The following is a 17,276-nucleotide window of genomic DNA, read 5'->3' as shown; positions in this document are numbered from 1 at the left end:
CTTTAGGTGAACCTTAGAATCTCTTCTCTGGCGTGGGGAAACGCTCTCATCAATTTGTCTTGGTTTGGATTTGCCTCAAAATCCGCGAAGTCGAAGCCGGGGGCGACGGTGCAACCGATCAAGCTGAAACGACTTCCCGGAGAGAGGTACCCTCCAAACCAGCAGCCTGCCGGGATGGTCCATTGGAGCCTCTGTCCCTTTGCAATCTCTTGGCCCATCACTACTTTTTCCACACGGTCGGGGAAAATCATGACGACGGTTAAGGGGTCGCCTAAATAGAAATGGAACAGTTCATCGGAGGCTAAACGATGGAGCTTGGATTGTTGTCCCTCCATGAGGAGATAATAGATCGCTGTTGAGAAGTTTCGGTCTCCCTTAAAGCCTTTCGGGAGGGTGTGGTGGGGAATGATCCCCTTGGCGCGGTACGTCTCCGAGTAATATCCTCCCTCGGGGTGAGGCTTCAAGTCGAATAATTTTATAATTTCTTCGGCAGAAGGTGACATGAACGTGCCTCTAGACCTTAATCGATTGCCCGTCAATGTAGGTCGCCAGGATCTCTTTTTCCGTTGTTTGATCGACCAGGTGTTGAAACAGGGCGGCCCGGCTCCTTGATTTAACCAGAGAGAGGGGGATCTTGACACAGATCAGGTCAGCCTTCTTTCCTTTTTCGATCGTTCCAATTTGATCCTGCAGCCCAAGCACGCGAGCCCCTCCCTCTGTCGCGAGACGTATGAGATCTTCCGCTGTACAGGCCGCTTTGACCGCGCGCATCTCATCCCACAAGGAGAGGGAATGCCGACCTCCCAGCCCGTTGGTTCCAAGACCCAGTGGAATCTTGGCCTTTTGAATTTTGGAGACGGGAGTTTCCCCGAGCTGAAAATATTTTTGAACACGGGGTCTCCAGACCACCTTGCTTTTGGAACGGACAAGCAATGGCAGATCTTTATCGGAGAGGTGGGGACAGCCAACAAGGATCGGTGCGCTTTCCAGAAAACCGATTGAGTGGAGGAATTCGATCGGTGTCTTCCGATGGGCGGGAGGTAATGAGTCGGTCCATCCGAGCCGGGGGAAGAGGGCCTCTGCGATCTCTCCCCTCGACTCAAAGAAAAACTGCATCTCCGCGAATGAGGTGGCGGCGTGGATCTTAACCGGGATCTTCGTCTGCCGTGCATGGACTGCAATAATTTTCAGGAGATGTCGTGAGAGGGTGTAGGCCGAGTAGGGGGCAATGCCGGCTGTGATCCGTTCCGATTGTCGGGAGAGGATCTCCTCAACGATTTCCAGCGACGCCTGATAATGGTCCGAGATCGACTCACCGGCCGAGGTCATGATCTCCGGGAACAAAACCATTCGCAATGGGGTTTCTGCAATGTCTGAAACAATACCGGTGTACCCTCCCACATCACCGATGCAGGTAGTTCCGGAGCGGAGGAGGCGTTGACTTCCTTCCTGAATATTTCGGCGGCGCTCCTCGGGGGTTATTTTTTGCTGATGTTCCAGGCAGGCAAAAAACCAGTCAATAAAACTGGGCGAGGTTGTCCCTTCAAGAGAGGAGAGCTCCAGGTGGCTGTCGGCGTTGACCAAACCTGGCATCAGAACCGCGTTATCAAATTCTTCCCGACTGGCTGTCGGGTACTTTTTCTCTATTTTTTTTCGTGGACCGGTCTCGACAATCTTTTCTTTATCAATAACAACGGCTCCTTCCCGAATCGGTGGGGAGAAAATCGGCAAAAGATAGGAGGCCGATAGAATCTTCAAGGCGATTTTAGTTGTTACCTGTTTTTTATTTTCAAATCAATCGATCATTATCAATCAGGCGGATCCCCTCCACCCAGGCGGCGATCAAGATGCGGGCCTGGTTGTCGATTTTCTTGAGAGGTTCGAGGTTATTGGAATCGACAATCTTTAAATAGTCTATCTTGAGTTGGTCTGCCTCGGCGGAAGAGATTTTTGAAATGGACTGGGAGATTATTTTTGAGGCCTCTCTTTCCCCCTCTTGGGCAATCTGTTGAGCGGATCGGAGTAGACGGGGAATTGTCAGTGCCTTCTCATAGCCAGCAGGAGAAAGTCGACGGTTGCGAGAGCTTAAGGCGAGGCCATTCCGATCCCGGATCGTTGGACAAGAGATAATAGAGATGGGCCGGTTTTGTTTCTTCACCATGTCACGGATGACCAGGTACTGCTGGTAATCTTTTTCCCCAAAGAGGGCGATCGTAGGGTTGACAGCCTCGAAGAGGCGGTGGACGACGGTACAGACACCGGCAAAATGCCCCGGACGAAATTCGCCCTCCATCAGAAGTCCAATATTTGGGACCGGAATATCTGTCTCGAGACCGTCGGGATAGATCTCATTTTCGGGTGGAGCAAAGACAAAATCGACTTTTTCCTCCTCACAAATGGTGAGATCGATTTCAAGGGGACGAGGGTATTTTTTGAAATCCTCCTCCTGATTGAACTGTGTCGGATTGACAAAGATACTGGCCACCGAGAATCCGCCCATATCCTTTGCCGTACGGAAGAGAGAGCGGTGCCCCCCATGCAGGGCGCCCATGGTCGGGACAAAAACCGTTCTCTTCCCGCTCTGCCTTATTGCTTCAAGTGCCTGATGCGTTTCTTTGGCGGATCTTGAGAGTTGCATCGATAACATTCCTCCTGACGCCATGTTCCTCGGTAGGGAAACGTTGATCTTTTACCTCTTGCCGAAAAAGGGAGACAGACTCCGTGACCACCTCAGCAAGATTAGCGTATCGCTTCAGAAACCTTGGATTAAAATCGGGGTTCATGCCGAGGAGGTCGTACAGGACCAGAACCTGTCCATCACACGAAGGCCCGCATCCGATACCGACGGTTGGAATCTTCAAGCGTCCGGTTATTTTTTGTGCCACGTCAACGGGAACTCCCTCAAGAACAACAGACCAGCATCCTGCCTCCTGCACCGCCAGGGCATCTTCCAGAAGGTGCCGCTCCTCCTGAGGAGTCTTCCCCTGAATTTTGTAGCCGCCGTATTTGTGGAATGACTGTGGTTGAAGACCGATATGCCCCATGACGGGAATACCGATCCGGTTCATCCGATGGATCAGATCAGCAACCTCAACACCCCCTTCGAGCTTGATCGACTCCGCTTTTCCCTCTTTGAGAAGACGTCCCGCATTTTTGATCGCCTCTCCCTGGCTTGACTGGTAGCTCATAAAAGGCATGTCGGTTACCAAGAGGGGGCGTGTCAGGCCGCGTGCAACGCACCGTGAATGATAAATCATCTCTTCCAGCGTAACGGGCAACGTACTCTTTTGCCCCTGAATGACCATCCCCAAGGAATCCCCCACCAAGACAATATCGACACCCGCTTCGTCAATCAGCCGTGCAAAGGAGTAGTCATAGCAGGTGACCATCACAATCTTCTCGCCCCCCCTCTTCATTTTTTGAATGAGAGGTACCGTCATTTTTTGAACAGCCTTCTTATTTTCCGATGGAGACATAGTGCTTTGGCCCTTTTTTGACGCTTAAAATCTCCCGTTTCAGATTTTCATAATCCCCGGCGTTCTTGACAAAATCGATATCCGTCACATTCACGACCAGCACGGGGGTTTCATGGTAGGTGAAGAAGAACCGGTTGTAGGCCTCCGTCAGCTGGTCGAGGTACTCTTCGTCGATATTCCTTTCATAGGCAATACCTCGTTTTCTGATATGTTTTTTCAGAACCTCCCGGGAGGCCTGGAGAAAAACAACGAGGTCCGGTTTGACCAGATTGACATCAAGAAGCGAGTAGATTTTTTCATAAAGGAAAAGCTCTTCCCGATTAAGATTGAGGGAGGCAAACAGCCGATCTTTGGCAAACAGATAGTCGGAAACGACCATTTGCGAGAAGAGATCCTGTTGACCCATCTCCTTTTGCTGGAGGTAACGGTTGATCAAAAAAAGGATCTGCGTTTTCAGGGCATGTTTGGCCCGGTCTTGATAAAAGATCGGAAGAAACGGATTTCCCCCCGCTTCCTCCAAAACCAGGCGTGCCTTGAAGTCCTCGGCCAGCTTCTTGGCGAGCGTGCTTTTCCCAACACCGATCGGCCCCTCAACGGCAATATAGCGTAACTTTTCCACGGTGGGTCGGTTTACCGAATTTGAGGGTGAATGTCTAGGCAAGGCTACCTTGAGATTCAAACAGGTTGTTGGCGAGCTCGACATACTTCTCTATGGAGATCTCTTCAGCCCGCTGGTTTGGTGAGATGTCGGCTGCCCGCATCGCTCTCTCCATCTGATCCCAGGGATGGTCGGGGAGACCTGACTTAAGACAATTATGAATCATCTTACGCCGCTGCGAGAAGGCGGCCTGGACCACTAACTCAAATGTTGGGAGGTGATGGATTGGAAAACGGGGCTCCTCATGGATCAGAAATTCAACGATGGCCGAGGAGACCTTGGGAGGGGGCGTGAAGGCGCCTGGCGGCAGCTTCATGATGATCCGATTTTGGCAAAGAATCTGGCTGAAGATCGAAAGGAGCCCGTAACTCCTGGAGCCCGGCAAGGCGACTAATCGTTCTGCCACCTCTTTTTGTACCATCAGGTAGAAGGCGGAGAAGAGGAAATCGGTTTTCAGGAGATGAAATATCACTTCGGTGGCGATGTTGTAGGGAAGATTAGCCACGACCTTCCATTTTCCTTCCCCAAGAAGTTTCTCCATTGAACAGTCCAGGATATCTCCCCCAACAATCGTCAGGTTCTTATAAGTTTCCAACTCTTTTGTAAGGAGCGCCGCAAATCGCTCATCCTTTTCCACGGCGATAACCCGTCTTGCTGTCTCGGCAAGCCTGCGTGTCAGAACACCGGGACCCGGGCCGATCTCCAATACCTGTTCCGTTGCCTTCACTCCTGCCTTCTTGACGATCTGATCGATCGTCGTCGGATTTAAAAGGAAGTGCTGACCAAGGTTCTTGCTAGCAACAAGACCCATAGGCCCCTTTCACATTTTTCAGGTCGAGACTGGCAAGGGCGTTCAGGTTCATCGGTGACGACTTCCCTTGAAGGAGATAATGCCCGCCGGTGTAGGCGATCATCGCCGCATTGTCGGTACAGAAGAGCGGAGACGGGTGAAAAAATTTTAGCGTTGCCCTTCGGCAGGACTCACTCAGTTTCTCTTTGAGACGCGAGTTGCAGGCGACACCACCCGTTAGGAGAACCGCCTTCACTTGTTTCTTCTTCGCCGCCAACATTGTTTTTTGGGTGAGATGGTCGATGACTGCCTCCTGGAAGGAGGCGCAGAGGTCCATTAATAACTGATGGTCCTGGGTTGGTTGCCCATTCTTGCCCTCGATCACTTTGCGGACCGCCGTTTTCAATCCGCTAAAGCTGAAATCATAATCAGGAAGTTTTGGCCTTGGGAATTTAATCGCCCTTGGATTTCCCTCCTTGGCAAGTCGATCAATCGCCGGACCTCCCGGATAACCAAGGCCCAGGAGCTTTGCCGTTTTATCAAACGCCTCACCTGCGGCATCATCCCGGGTCCCTCCCAGGAACTGGTAGGTCCCAAACTGTTTGACCCAGTAAAGGGCGGTATGCCCCCCGGAGACGACAAGGGCGATGTGAGGGTAGGGGATTCCGGGGTGTTCGAGAAAAGGGGCATTCAGGTGACCCTCCAGATGACTTACCCCGATAAACGGGATTTGAAGGCCCAGGGCAAGACTCTTGGCAAAAGAGAGACCGACGAGAAGGGAACCGACAAGCCCCGGGGCGTGCGTGACGGAAATCCCGTCAATTTTGTTTAAAGGGGTGTTAGCCTCCTCAAGAGTTTTTTCAACCATCGGCCGCAATATCTCGATATGACGGCGACTGGCCAGCTCCGGGACAATTCCTCCGTATGGTGTGTGAATCTCCTCCTGGGAGGCAATCTTGTTGGAAAGGAGTGTCCATCGTCTCTTGTCATGACGAAGCAGGGCGACTGCCGTTTCATCGCAAGAAGTCTCAATGCCTAAGACAATCATAAGATCTATTTGAATAGCGGTTTTCTCTTTTCGAGGAAAGCGGTTATTCCTTCTTCAAAATCGGGTGTTGTTGCCGACCAGGCGATTGCCTGCCGCTCACGCTCAAGCTGGGCCGGGAGAGGGGAATGAAGGCCCTGATAGAAGATCTGCTTTAAGCGCCGGAGGGCCTGCTGGGGGCCTTGAGATAATTTGAGGGCCAATTCCTGGGTCACTTTTTTTAATTCTTCCGGAGTGACAACATGATTGATCAATCCGATCTGCTCTGCCCTATTTGCCCCGATACTCTCACCCGCAAATAAGATCTCGGCAGCGCGCGCTGTGCCGACAAGGCGTGGCAGGAAGGAGGTGGTTCCTCCATTGGCAACAAGTCCCAGTCGGATTGTTGCAGCATTGAAGGTGGCATGGGTTGAGGCGATTCGAATATCGGTTCCTAAAGCAAGCCCCAGTGCGATTCCCCCTGTATAACCGGGGAGGGCCGCCAAGACAGGTTTTCCCCCTTTCTGCATGTTTACAACAGCTTGATTGATAATCCGGGAAATTTTGAGGAAGAATCGTTTTCTATCCCTTGTCTCTTTCATGAGACGGATATCTCCCCCTGCTGAAAAAGTATCTCCACGTCCTGAGAGGACGAGGACAGATACGGAATCATCTTTTATCCCTTTTTGGATCGCCTTTTGGAGTTCCTCTGCCATCTCCAGGTTAAAGGCGTTTTTTACCTCAGGGCGATTTAGATAGATCCAGAGAACGGGGCCATCGGTTTCAATCAGAAGATATTTTTTCATAGAGAGGATGAGGCCCACTGTTTATTTAAACTAAAATAATTTACAGGTATTTTCTCTTTATCGTGAAGATGAAACCAGATCAAAATAAAGTTAACGGGCGTCATAATGATAAAGCAAGCTCCGGCCAACAGGAGAAGTATCGTAGAAAGAGGTTCTATTTGTAACAGACAGAGGGAAGAGACGATTGCCAGGATATAAGAGGTGGGGACCAACGCCTTTTGAAAGTGAACCCGGATTCCAATCTTCTTGTCCCAAAATGAGTGCCCACTTTTTGTATACCACGGGACAAGGTCACACAGGCGGATGAAGAGGTAATTGACCAGGAGAAATGCATACAGGGTGGTGAGGTGGGTTGTGGACGGTTCCCGAAAAAATCGATAGGTATTTAAAAGTCCGACGATCTCAAGAATGCGAACCAGAAGACCCGACCGATGGAAGAGTATTTTAAACAACGTTAAAAGAAATAGTAGCGGAGGCTGATACCGCCGGTCAGATCAAATCCTGAATCAGGTGAAAACTCGGCTCCTGGGGCAAACTCGGCCCCAATTTCAAAGGCTCCATCAGCAACAACGAGAGAGGCTCCCAAGGGGAATCGCATACCGACCAGTCCCTCCCCATCGTTTCGTCCACCAAGATCGATACCGGTCTTGAGTCCCCCACCAAAATAAGGGACCAGCGAGAACTTCTCGCCGTCATAATCAAGGATTCGTCGAAGATGAAAGCTGACAGTCGGCATAATCACCAACGCCTCCTCGGCAAATCCATAACCAAACACCAGATCAAGACTGAGCTGATCCATCAGAAAAAAGCGGGAGCTGTATCCGATCGGTTCGCCAATAGAGACCCCCGTACCAAGCTTCTTGTGCTCAGCCCCCAGAGCAAAAAGGCTGCTGGAGGTGAGAAAGATAATCAGTAAAAGGACGAGGGTTTTCTTAAACATAGTTTGCATCCCATAAATCAAATCAGTTCTTTTTGGAAGATTTTTTATACTTTTGGAGGTTGGGTTTAGCAACTTGTTATGAAGAGTGACGATAACCTCTACTGAAAGCTGTTTGGGGCTTGCGTAAGGTATAAGGGGGGTCCAGGGGGGAAACCTGGATCCCCTTTTTGGTAGGGTAGGTCAGCTAGGGCCCAGTCAAACTCGTGGTGGGTCGCAAGGGTAGTTGGGAGCGGATTCTGCCGCTATTCCATGGGGTTGTTGGCGTCGCGAGTAGCGACTTTCGATGCCGTGCCATTCCCTCGGTCGTGGAGTCCTAAGGGTTGGTAGATGTGGGCAGGGAGGGAATCGAACCCCCGACGCACAGATTTTCAGTCTGTCGCTCTACCGACTGAGCTACCTGCCCCCCAAACAACAACAAACAATCTTTGGAGGGTGTCGGTATGTCAAAGGTTTCAAAAGGTGTCAAGAAAAGGGGAAGAAAGCTTTTGACGATCTTGACCAATTGTGATACACCCGCCGGACTCTTAGTCCTTCGATTCATAAATTCGGTGACGAATTTATTTACTCAGGACTAGTGCTGAGCGGGTATTTTTTTTGGCTTTGTATATACGTCATGGTAATTACGAGTCGAAGTACTTAGCAACGCTTGCGGGCCAGGGCTTCAAATCAAGTGGACAAAGGAGGTTTTAGGAATATGCCATCTGAATTCAAACCGGGGGACAAGGCGGTTTATCCTGCTCATGGGGTGGGTGAAATTAAGGCGATTGAGACCAAAGAAATTTCCGGGAGCAAACAGACTTTTTACATCCTGAAAATTCTCGATAACGGCATGACAATCATGGTGCCGAAGCAGAATGTTCAGTCGGTTGGGCTCCGTGAGATTATTGACGAGGATCAGGTTGATGAAGTCTATGAAATTCTTAAGGAAAGAGATATTGCGATCGATAACCAGACCTGGAACCGACGTTACCGGGAGTACATGGACAAAATCAAGACCGGTTCAGTTTATGAAATTGCCGAGGTTTTGCGGGACCTCTCCATTCTGAAGTTTGAGAAAGAACTCTCTTTTGGCGAGCGAAAGATGCTCGATACAGCCCGTAGCCTTTTAGTCAAGGAGCTCTCCATTGCCCAGGGAGAGGATGAGGAAGAGATCCTCAAAAAGATCACAAAAATATTCAAGTCTTGATGAAGGTTTTTGCCATTATTCCTGCAGCAGGAATCGGCAGACGCTTTGGGGCTCAAAAGCAGTTTCTGGACCTGGAAGGGCAGCCGCTTCTCTCCTATACATTGCGTGCCTTTGAGAATTCTCCTCTCATTGATGGGGTTTATCTTGCTGTTCCTGAAGGGGAGACCTCGGCGGTCCAGCAGTGGAGCCAGTGGATTGCCCGTAAAAAACCGGTTCAAATCTACCCGGGAGGAAAGGAACGTCAGGAATCGGTCCGTCTAGGGCTCAAGATATTACCTTCGTGCGATTTTGTTCTGGTTCATGATGGGGTACGGCCGTTTGTAACCCCCTCTCTCATTGAATCAGTCCTGGAAGGGGCCCAGGCGGTTGGGGGATGTATCCCGGGTCTGCCATTAAAAGAGACCACAAAAAGTGTCACAGAGGAAGGCTGGGTGAGAGAAACGATTGATCGAACCTACCTTTGGAGTATTCAGACTCCCCAGGCGTTTTCCTATGAGATCCTGAGAGAGGCTTTTGAGAAGGCAACAAAAGATAATTTCTATGGGACGGACGAGGCGATGCTCGTGGAACGCCTTGGCAGAAAAATTAAGGTGATTACAGGGCTTCCTTGGAATATAAAGATTACCACCCGGGATGATTGGGAATTGGCAAAGACATTCCTCCCGATTTGGGAAAAGGCATCTCATGAGGATCGGACAGGGTTACGACATCCATAAGCTGGTTCCCCAAAGAAAATTCGTGTTGGGAGGGGTAGAGATTCCTTTTGACAAAGGACCACTCGGCCATTCGGATGGTGATGTTCTTTTTCATGCCATCACAGATGCCCTTTTAGGGGCTGCCGGTCTGGGGGATATCGGAGGGTACTTTCCGGATACAGATCCCCGATGGAAAGACGCCTCGTCTATTCATTTTTTGAAAGAAGCATGCCTCCTGTTGTATAAGAACGGATTTCTCATTGAGAATCTTGACGGGACGGTTCACCTGGAGCGTCCTAAACTGGCGCCCTACTTAAAAAAGATAAAAGAGAACCTGTCGGAGGTGTTGCGGCTACCGGCCGATCGGATCAATATCAAGGCGAAGACAGGTGAGGGGATAGGAGAGGTCGGCCGCGGCGAAGCGGTTGTGGCGCAGGTCATCGTTTTGCTGACGGATCAATGAGCCTCACGATTTACAACAGTCTGACGCGTCGAAAAGAGAATTTTACACCGATTCATCCCCCCCATGTCCGAATGTATGTTTGCGGTATCACGGCCTACGATGAATCCCATTTGGGACATGCCCGTGCCGCCGTGGTTTTTGACACAATCTATCGGTACCTTTTGTATCGCAAGTATGATGTGACCTACGTCCGCAATTTTACCGATGTTGATGACAAGATCATCAAGAAGGCGAACGACTCTGGTCTTTCCTGTGAGGCTGTTTCTGAAAAATATATTCAATCCTACACGGAGGTCATGAAGAATTTGGGTGTTCAACCACCTCACAAGGAGCCACGAGCCAGCCTCCACATCCAGGAGATGCTCGATTTGATTCGAGAGCTTGAACAGAAGGGGTTTGCCTATCAGGTGGGAGGGGATGTCCTCTATTCCGTCCGGAGCTTTCAAGGATACGGCAATCTGTCCCATAAAAAGATTGATGAGCTCGAATCAGGGGCCCGGGTTGGAGTGGATGAGAAGAAAAAGGACCCGCTCGATTTTGTCCTCTGGAAGGGTGCCAAGCCGGGAGAGCCAAAATGGGCCTCGCCGTGGGGCGAAGGGAGGCCGGGTTGGCACCTGGAGTGCAGTGCGATGAGCATGAAGTATTTGGGAGAGAGTTTTGATATTCATGGGGGCGGAAGAGATTTGATCTTTCCTCATCATGAAAATGAGATTGCCCAGAGTGAGGCGGCCACGGGAAACCCGTTTGTTCGGTACTGGATTCACAATGGTTTTGTGAACATCGACCAGGAAAAGATGAGCAAATCGCTGGGGAACATAAAAACAGTTCGTAATATACTTTCCCATTGGCCATCGGAGGCGGTCCGTTTTTTTCTGTTGTCGAGTCATTATCGAAGCCCCCTTAATTTTAACGAATCTGTTTTGGATGATGCCGCCGAGGCGGTGACACGGTTTTATGAGACGCTTGCCAGACTCAAGTCACTCCCGGCCGGGAGTGAACCGCTGCCTGAGATGAATCTGCTCTCCACGTTTGAAAAAAACCTGGATGATGACTTCAATACCGCCCAGTTCATAGGGACTTTGTTTAACCGACTTCGCCGGCTCAATAGCTGGCTGGATAAACAAACTTCGGTTGATCCTGCCAGCCGGGATTGCTTCTTTGAGGAACTCCAAAAAAGCAGTACAGTTCTTGGCATTTTTGGAGAGGATCCGGTTCAGTTTCTGGAAAAGAGAAAGAAAAACTCGCTTGTTTCCAGTCAGCTTGCTCCGGAACAGGTTGAATCAAAAATCCGTGAAAGGTTGGAGGCAAAACGCTTGAAGGATTGGCAAAGAGCGGATGCCCTCCGCAAGGAGCTTCTCGCGAAGGGCATTGAACTTCGGGACAATCCGGACGGGACGACGACCTGGACAGTGAAGTAGCGTTTCCTTCACCCGTCCTGCGGAAAGAGGATCGACGAAATCTCTGCGAGATCCTCAAAGCTATTTGACTTGAGCCCTTTGTCCGAGAGCGTCACGAGTTGATCGTCAACCTCGAGGGCCCTCCTTAAGGTGGCTCGTTCAGTATAAGGGCGGTCCCAGTCGTAGCATTGGGCAGGTGTCTCATTATTGAGGAGATCATCGTGGCGAATCGCCCCTATGAAGGTAAACCCCTTTGAGGGATCGACCTTCCAAATCTGTTCCTCTGAATGATCGACAGTGCCAACGGATCGCCAGCCTTCATCGTTGTTAGGTGTTGTAACGACCAGATCCACGGGGATCGCCAAAAGATTTCTCTCGCTGAAATAATTGAAGGCACGGTGATCACGCAATGCCTCCGATTCGGTTCCTCGCTCACCGATCACAACACTGTCAACCAACTGAGGTTTAGAGGGATCACTCACATCAAAGAGGGAAAGTTTAACTCCGAGAAACCAGGCGAACGATTCCTGATCATCCGCCTCCTTACCGATCGTGAGGAGATGATGCTCATCAAGTGGTTTGAGGTATGTGGAAAAGCCCGGAACCTCCAACTCACCTACTTTTTCGGGGTTTTCCGGATTGGAAAGATCAATAATAAAAAGAGGATCAATCTTCTTGAAGGTCACCACATAGCCACGATCCCCCACAAAGCGGACTGCGTAGATCGCCTCACCCGCATGAAGGTCCCTCAAGGTGCCAACCATTTTGAGCTCCTCACCTTCTTGCTTCAATACAAACAGGGAGCTCTCAGTCCCGGATCTTCCGGATCGACGGAGCTGTCCGGAGGTCGTTGCAACGCGCAGATACCCCTCGTATTCATCCATGGAGAACTGGTCATTGTACTCCCCGCCTACAAACGCTGTGGAGAGGTGTCCCGGGATCATACCGGCCGCCTCAAAAGAGACCTCTGTCCCTTCCTTGTTTAGGCCAAATTTGAAGATCTGGGAATAATCCCCTCTCATGAGAGAGGTCCCGATGTAGATCGACTCCTCATTCACCGAGACGATTGGATTGGTCCCCTGAATAACGACTGATCTTGCCGAGAGGTCTGGTTTTTCTTGTTCCATTTCGAAGGAGAGAATTGAAATGAGACGGTTTTGAGATGGAACCGTTGTCATCGTTAGTCTCTTCGATTCAGAGGACTTCTCCTCATAGGGTACGAGTGTCCTCTCACAAGAACAGAAAGGGGGTAAAACAGGGAGAGATGACTCAAGAACGATATAGGCTGTGCTACCAACCGTGCGTGAGGTGATGTATCTTGCCTTGCTTAAGTTTGTCTCCTGCTGCACAACGAGTCTCCCTTTTTGGTCTTGTTTGATGAGGGTCAATTTTGTCTCAAAACTTCGATTATTAGACTCTCCAATAATGAGAAGCGTATCCCCTTTGAGGTGAAACTCCTTTGAGAGTCCCCTGATGTTGAGGCTGTCTTGGAGAAAAAATTGTTCATTTTCCAGATGGTAGAGCATCAAGGAGGAGTTAGAATCACCCGCTTTCTGCCTGACGAGATAAATCCTGTTTCCATCCACTTTAACGATATCCGCCTCCCTCACCTGAAGTGGACTGCCGGGCATCTCTTCTGGACCGTTGTCAGAGGAAGTGTCATTTACGGGCTCGCTACTGGCGGTTGCACCATCCGACTGATTCATTGGTGATGAGGCCACCGGGTTGGAGGTCGGCACGTTGGTCCCTGCCTCTTTAAATCCGTTAAGATATTGATCCAGACGTTCGCAATTTGACGGACCATCCTTGTAATCAATTCGAACCTGGGGTTGATCGGGGTCAATGATGACTTGATCGACATCATCCTCCATCGTTGCGTTACAGGCGGAAAGTGTAACGAGGAGGAGTGAAAACCCTCCGATGATCGTTCCTGACAGAATGTTTTTCATAAAGACTCCTTTCTGTTTCTTGTACCAATTATCGTTGAAAGGAGTCCCCTTGCGCTACTTGGCGAGGATGAAATTGTATTCTGAAGAATACAGCCCTCTATTGAAAACGGAGGGAGTTGATGAGGGTGTTAAAGTTTGTTCGGCCGTCTTTATCGGCGAAAATCTCGGCTACGACGTAGATGAGGCGGGATCCTTTTAAGAAAAAATACTCCTGCTGATCGCCTCCATTGGAGCCAACTGCCGGATCGTCATATTGGTAACCTGAGATGTAGCTGTTGGAAAAGGGGACAAAGCTTGTTTTCGACAGGTCAGGAAACGTCTCTTCAAGATATCCCAGCAGGCTTGCTGGTGCTGTGTCGAGGGTTACGAAGAATATCGTTACTTCAGTTTCACCATCTGTAAATACGGTTGAGGGGGCATTGGTCGTATCGATTCCCCGACTTCCAGGTGAAGAGGCGGCGACATCATCACCTCCGGCGTCTGATGCGAAGGTGTTGTCATCAACGGCCCCTGCGGTTTGTCTAATCGGAAACTCTTCTGAAAGGCTCCAGTCCTCCGAATATTCGACAACGACCCCGAATTCATCCTGGGAATAGGAGCTTGTCTCCTCCTCCTCTGATGCCGCACTTCCCGTCTCGCCATCGGCAGAGCTGGTTCCTTCACGCTGGGGATTTCCCGTCTCCGTTCCTATACCGAGACAGCCAGTGATCAGGAGAGACAGGAAGGCTAAGAGAATAAGCCACTTTGGGTAGATCACCACCGGACCTCCGTGAGGTTGAAGATCTGAAAATTGATCTGATAGACCGAATCGGCTTTTCCCTCTTCGGAGAGAAGCACATTCAACTCCCGACGGAATTCCTGGATCCTTCTCTTCGTCTCCTCAAACTTCTCCTTAGACAAGGCGACGGTCAGTGAGGAGATATCCCGCTTTTCATGAGAAGTCTTTTCGATCGATTCTGCCGCCTTCTCAATCATCTGCCGATGAAAATTCTTGATTGCAAGGGAAGCGACCTCCCGTTCGGTTGTGATATTTCTTTCCGATTGCGTCAGTTTGCCATTCTTGTCCCTTTTTATGAATCCGAGCTCGAGCAGGAGTTCAATGGCAACCCGTGCCTCATTCGGTGTGATGGCAGGGGCCAGTTTCGAGGCAATCCAGATTGGATCTTCCTTAAACTCCGGGAGGAGTACTAACTCACGAATGGCGGCGTAATACCAACGTGAAAAATAAACGAAGTAATCCTTCTCAATCTGTTTGACCTGGCGGTACCGGCGGGAGCGGGAGAGCCTTTGATAGTGCTGATTTCTTTCTTCATCCGTTGTTGCCTGATTGAAATGAACCAGGTCCTCAAAAAAGACCGATTCTTCCTTGTTGAGTCTGAGCCCCTTGATGAAGCTCTGAATCCCGTCGCCCCCCAGATTCCTCTTTCCTTCAATCACGAGCTTCAAAAAATTGGGAGAACTTAAACCGGCGAGCCTCGAAAAGGACCTGAAGGAGAAATGGGACCCCTTTTTCCCCTTTTTTTCGGAATAGTAGTCCTTGAGGTAGTGGCGGTAGTTGAGATAGTTGAAGATATCCGGCATGGCAAAGGCCTCTTAAAGGAATTATCGGCGAACGGCAGCGGCGAGTCCAGTTTATTTTTTTGTTTAATTTGTTTTTAGAATACGTATTTAATAATAACTATATGAAATATAATAATTATTTTATAAATTTTATTATAAAAAATAATTGAGAATACAATGAGGGATTCAAAAAAGTTCAAACTGGTATCAGAGTTTTCTCCCAAGGGGGATCAGCCAAGGGCGATTGCCTCACTGATAGAGGGTTTGCAAAAGGGTGAACGGCATCAAACCCTTCTGGGGGTGACGGGATCGGGCAAGACCTTTACCATGGCCCATGTCATCGCCAATCTGAACAGACCAGCGTTGGTGATTGCGCCCAACAAGACCCTGGCCGCTCAACTTTTTTCTGAATTTCGAGAGCTTTTCCCTGAAAATGCCGTTGAATATTTTGTTTCTTATTATGATTACTACCAGCCTGAGGCGTATGTTCCGGCGCAAGATCTCTATATTGAGAAAGACTCTTCCATTAATGAAGAGATTGACAAGCTCCGCCACTCGGCAACCCGTTCCATCCTGGAGAGGCGGGATACGATCATTGTTGCGTCAGTTTCTTGTATCTACGGTATTGGCTCTCCGGAGTCGTATCATGGTTTAGTCGTTTCCATTCAAAAAGGAGCGGAGTTGCCGCGGAGCCAGCTTCTGAAAGATCTGGTCAAGGTTCAATATGAGCGGAACGACTACGATTTCCATCGGGCAACATTCCGTGTTCGAGGTGATGTGGTGGAAATTTTCCCGGCCCATGAAGAACAGCGTGCGATTCGTGTCGAGTTTTTTGGTGATGAGATTGAGAGGGTCTCAGAAATTGATGCGTTACGAGGGACGGTCCTAAGAGATTTGGATCAAATGACAATCTATCCTGCGTCCCATTTTGTAACTCGCGAGGAACAGACCCGGCGGGCGATCCAGACAATCCGGGAAGAGCTTCAGGAGCAACTGACCTTCCTCCGAAATCATGCCAAATTGCTCGAGGCCCAGCGCCTGGAACAGAGGACCAACTTTGATCTGGAGCTCATGGAAGAGATGGGATTCTGTAAGGGGATTGAGAATTATTCACGCCATCTGACGGGTCGTGGCCCGGGCGAGCCTCCTCCAACACTCATCGATTATTATTCGCGCGATTTTCTACTCATTATTGATGAGAGCCACATAACGATCCCCCAACTCAACGGGATGTACAATGGAGACAGGAGCCGGAAGCAGACGCTTGTTGAGTATGGATTTCGCCTCCCCTCGGCGAAGGATAATCGTCCCCTGAAGTTTGAAGAGTTTGAGAAGTTGGCGAATCAGACGGTCTATGTTTCAGCGACCCCGGCCGATTATGAACTCAAGAAGTCCAAGGGTTTCGTTGTCGAACAACTGTTGAGGCCAACGGGCCTGCTCGACCCAAAACCGGTTGTTCGCCCGGTGGCTCGGCAGGTCGCTGATCTGGAGAAGGAGATTCGGGCCCGCGTTGAACGAAAGGAAAGGGTTTTGGTAACGACACTGACCAAAAAAATGGCCGAGGATCTGACCCGTTTCTATCAGGAGAAAGGGATACGTGTGAAATACCTTCATGCCGATGTGGAGACACTGGAGCGGGTAGAGATTTTGCGTTCCCTCCGGCTGGGGGAATTTGATGTCCTGATTGGGATCAATCTTCTGCGCGAGGGATTGGATTTGCCCGAGGTCTCGCTCGTTGCGATCCTTGATGCCGACAAAGAGGGCTTTTTGAGATCGGAACGGTCACTCATCCAGACCTTTGGTCGCGCGGCACGGAATGCCAATGGCGAGGTGATTCTTTATGCCGATCAGGAGACCGAATCGATGAAGAAGGCGCTGGCAGAAACCCGGCGGCGCCGGGAGGTCCAGGCCGAATACAACACGAAGCATGGGATTACCCCGACGTCGATTAAGAAGAATATCAGTGAGGCCCTTCGGTCTGTTTACGAAAAGGATTATTTTACCGTTCCTGTTGAAAAGCAAGGTGTTGGACAAGAGGTGTCGGCCGATCAACTGGCGACCACCATTCAAGAGTTGAAGGAGAAGATGAAGAAGGCCGCTACCGCTATGGAGTTTGAAAAGGCTGCCGAGATTCGGGATCAAATCCGGGTGTTGAGAGACCGGGAGCTGACCTTGGGAATCAAGGTTTGAACTCCTAAATTGCGGTTGCCCTGAGCAGAGCGTGTTGGTAGGATGCCTGCCATTACCATGCTGCATCTTTGGGAGAAACGAGTGATACGAGGCAGCGGCTGACGAACGAGGAGGCGTACTTGATGGTGCGTTGACGACGTGA

Annotated in this window: 18 protein-coding genes and 1 tRNA gene; 5 read left to right on the top strand and 14 right to left on the bottom strand. The window is 50.1% G+C overall.

Annotated features, from left to right (window positions below):
- Window positions 1-2: 2 nt before the first annotated feature.
- The 11 genes from HYT77_04355 to HYT77_04305 form a co-directional block, all read right to left on the bottom strand.
- Window positions 3-503 carry a cupin domain-containing protein gene (locus HYT77_04355; protein MBI2067225.1) on the bottom strand — a complete coding sequence of 167 codons (501 nt, stop codon included), beginning with the start codon at window positions 501-503 and terminating at the stop codon, window positions 3-5.
- 10 nt (window positions 504-513) lie between these two features.
- On the bottom strand, window positions 514-1,758 hold the full coding sequence (locus HYT77_04350) for an amidohydrolase family protein (GenBank protein ID MBI2067224.1): 1,245 nt from the start codon (window positions 1,756-1,758) through the stop codon (window positions 514-516).
- A 31-nt stretch (window positions 1,759-1,789) separates the two neighbouring features.
- The gene (locus tag HYT77_04345; protein MBI2067223.1) at window positions 1,790-2,638 is read right to left on the bottom strand and encodes a pantoate--beta-alanine ligase; all 849 of its coding nucleotides are present in this window, start codon (window positions 2,636-2,638) and stop codon (window positions 1,790-1,792) included.
- Window positions 2,595-3,476 (bottom strand): 3-methyl-2-oxobutanoate hydroxymethyltransferase, encoded by an 882-nt coding sequence (panB, locus tag HYT77_04340; protein ID MBI2067222.1) that lies wholly within the window; start codon window positions 3,474-3,476, stop codon window positions 2,595-2,597. Before panB ends, HYT77_04345 begins: the two co-directional genes overlap by 44 nt.
- On the bottom strand, window positions 3,457-4,179 hold the full coding sequence (locus tag HYT77_04335) for a deoxynucleoside kinase (GenBank protein ID MBI2067221.1): 723 nt from the start codon (window positions 4,177-4,179) through the stop codon (window positions 3,457-3,459). The genes panB and HYT77_04335 overlap by 20 nt, the downstream gene beginning before the upstream one ends.
- Window positions 4,130-4,945 (bottom strand): ribosomal RNA small subunit methyltransferase A, encoded by an 816-nt coding sequence (gene rsmA / locus HYT77_04330; GenBank protein ID MBI2067220.1) that lies wholly within the window; start codon window positions 4,943-4,945, stop codon window positions 4,130-4,132. Before rsmA ends, HYT77_04335 begins: the two co-directional genes overlap by 50 nt.
- On the bottom strand, window positions 4,929-5,972 hold the full coding sequence (gene tsaD, locus HYT77_04325; protein ID MBI2067219.1) for a tRNA (adenosine(37)-N6)-threonylcarbamoyltransferase complex transferase subunit TsaD: 1,044 nt from the start codon (window positions 5,970-5,972) through the stop codon (window positions 4,929-4,931). Before tsaD ends, rsmA begins: the two co-directional genes overlap by 17 nt.
- A gap of 5 nt (window positions 5,973-5,977) precedes the next feature.
- Window positions 5,978-6,754, bottom strand: coding sequence for an enoyl-CoA hydratase/isomerase family protein (locus tag HYT77_04320; protein MBI2067218.1), 777 nt, complete (start codon window positions 6,752-6,754; stop codon window positions 5,978-5,980).
- Window positions 6,751-7,206: a hypothetical protein gene (locus HYT77_04315; protein ID MBI2067217.1), complete on the bottom strand. Its 456-nt coding sequence runs from the start codon at window positions 7,204-7,206 to the stop codon at window positions 6,751-6,753. The genes HYT77_04320 and HYT77_04315 overlap by 4 nt, the downstream gene beginning before the upstream one ends.
- A 2-nt stretch (window positions 7,207-7,208) precedes the next feature.
- Window positions 7,209-7,694: a hypothetical protein gene (locus tag HYT77_04310; GenBank protein MBI2067216.1), complete on the bottom strand. Its 486-nt coding sequence runs from the start codon at window positions 7,692-7,694 to the stop codon at window positions 7,209-7,211.
- Between the two features lie 330 nt (window positions 7,695-8,024).
- Window positions 8,025-8,097, bottom strand: a tRNA-Phe gene (locus tag HYT77_04305).
- A 291-nt stretch (window positions 8,098-8,388) separates the two neighbouring features.
- Between HYT77_04305 and HYT77_04300 the strand changes: the two genes are divergently transcribed.
- The 4 genes from HYT77_04300 to HYT77_04285 are packed head-to-tail and all read left to right on the top strand — an operon-like array spanning window position 8,389 to window position 11,456.
- A complete protein-coding gene (locus HYT77_04300; GenBank protein ID MBI2067215.1) occupies window positions 8,389-8,880 on the top strand; it encodes a CarD family transcriptional regulator in 492 nt (163 codons plus the stop codon).
- Window positions 8,880-9,596, top strand: a complete 717-nt coding sequence (gene ispD, locus HYT77_04295) for a 2-C-methyl-D-erythritol 4-phosphate cytidylyltransferase (GenBank protein ID MBI2067214.1) — start codon at window positions 8,880-8,882, stop codon at window positions 9,594-9,596. The genes HYT77_04300 and ispD overlap by 1 nt, the downstream gene beginning before the upstream one ends.
- Window positions 9,514-10,038 (top strand): 2-C-methyl-D-erythritol 2,4-cyclodiphosphate synthase, encoded by a 525-nt coding sequence (locus HYT77_04290; protein MBI2067213.1) that lies wholly within the window; start codon window positions 9,514-9,516, stop codon window positions 10,036-10,038. The genes ispD and HYT77_04290 overlap by 83 nt, the downstream gene beginning before the upstream one ends.
- A complete protein-coding gene (locus HYT77_04285; GenBank protein ID MBI2067212.1) occupies window positions 10,035-11,456 on the top strand; it encodes a cysteine--tRNA ligase in 1,422 nt (473 codons plus the stop codon). Before HYT77_04290 ends, HYT77_04285 begins: the two co-directional genes overlap by 4 nt.
- A gap of 8 nt (window positions 11,457-11,464) precedes the next feature.
- On the opposite strand, the gene HYT77_04280 is transcribed toward HYT77_04285, so the two are convergent.
- The 3 genes from HYT77_04280 to HYT77_04270 all read right to left on the bottom strand — a co-directional run bounded on the left by HYT77_04280 (window position 11,465) and on the right by HYT77_04270 (window position 14,965).
- Window positions 11,465-13,384, bottom strand: a complete 1,920-nt coding sequence (locus HYT77_04280) for a beta-propeller domain-containing protein (GenBank protein ID MBI2067211.1) — start codon at window positions 13,382-13,384, stop codon at window positions 11,465-11,467.
- Between the two features lie 97 nt (window positions 13,385-13,481).
- Complete coding sequence (locus HYT77_04275; GenBank protein ID MBI2067210.1) at window positions 13,482-14,144, bottom strand: hypothetical protein; 663 nt, start codon at window positions 14,142-14,144, stop codon at window positions 13,482-13,484.
- Window positions 14,138-14,965 carry a TIGR02147 family protein gene (locus HYT77_04270; protein MBI2067209.1) on the bottom strand — a complete coding sequence of 276 codons (828 nt, stop codon included), beginning with the start codon at window positions 14,963-14,965 and terminating at the stop codon, window positions 14,138-14,140. Before HYT77_04270 ends, HYT77_04275 begins: the two co-directional genes overlap by 7 nt.
- Before the next feature lie 156 nt (window positions 14,966-15,121).
- Between HYT77_04270 and uvrB the strand changes: the two genes are divergently transcribed.
- The gene (gene uvrB, locus HYT77_04265; protein ID MBI2067208.1) at window positions 15,122-17,134 is read left to right on the top strand and encodes an excinuclease ABC subunit UvrB; all 2,013 of its coding nucleotides are present in this window, start codon (window positions 15,122-15,124) and stop codon (window positions 17,132-17,134) included.
- Window positions 17,135-17,276: the final 142 nt, after the last annotated feature.

Source organism: Deltaproteobacteria bacterium, from assembly GCA_016180855.1.
Lineage (GTDB): Bacteria > UBA10199 > UBA10199 > JACPAL01 > JACPAL01 > JACPAL01.
Note: the sequence above shows the minus strand (reverse complement) of the source record. Positions and strands in the feature narration are given on the sequence as shown.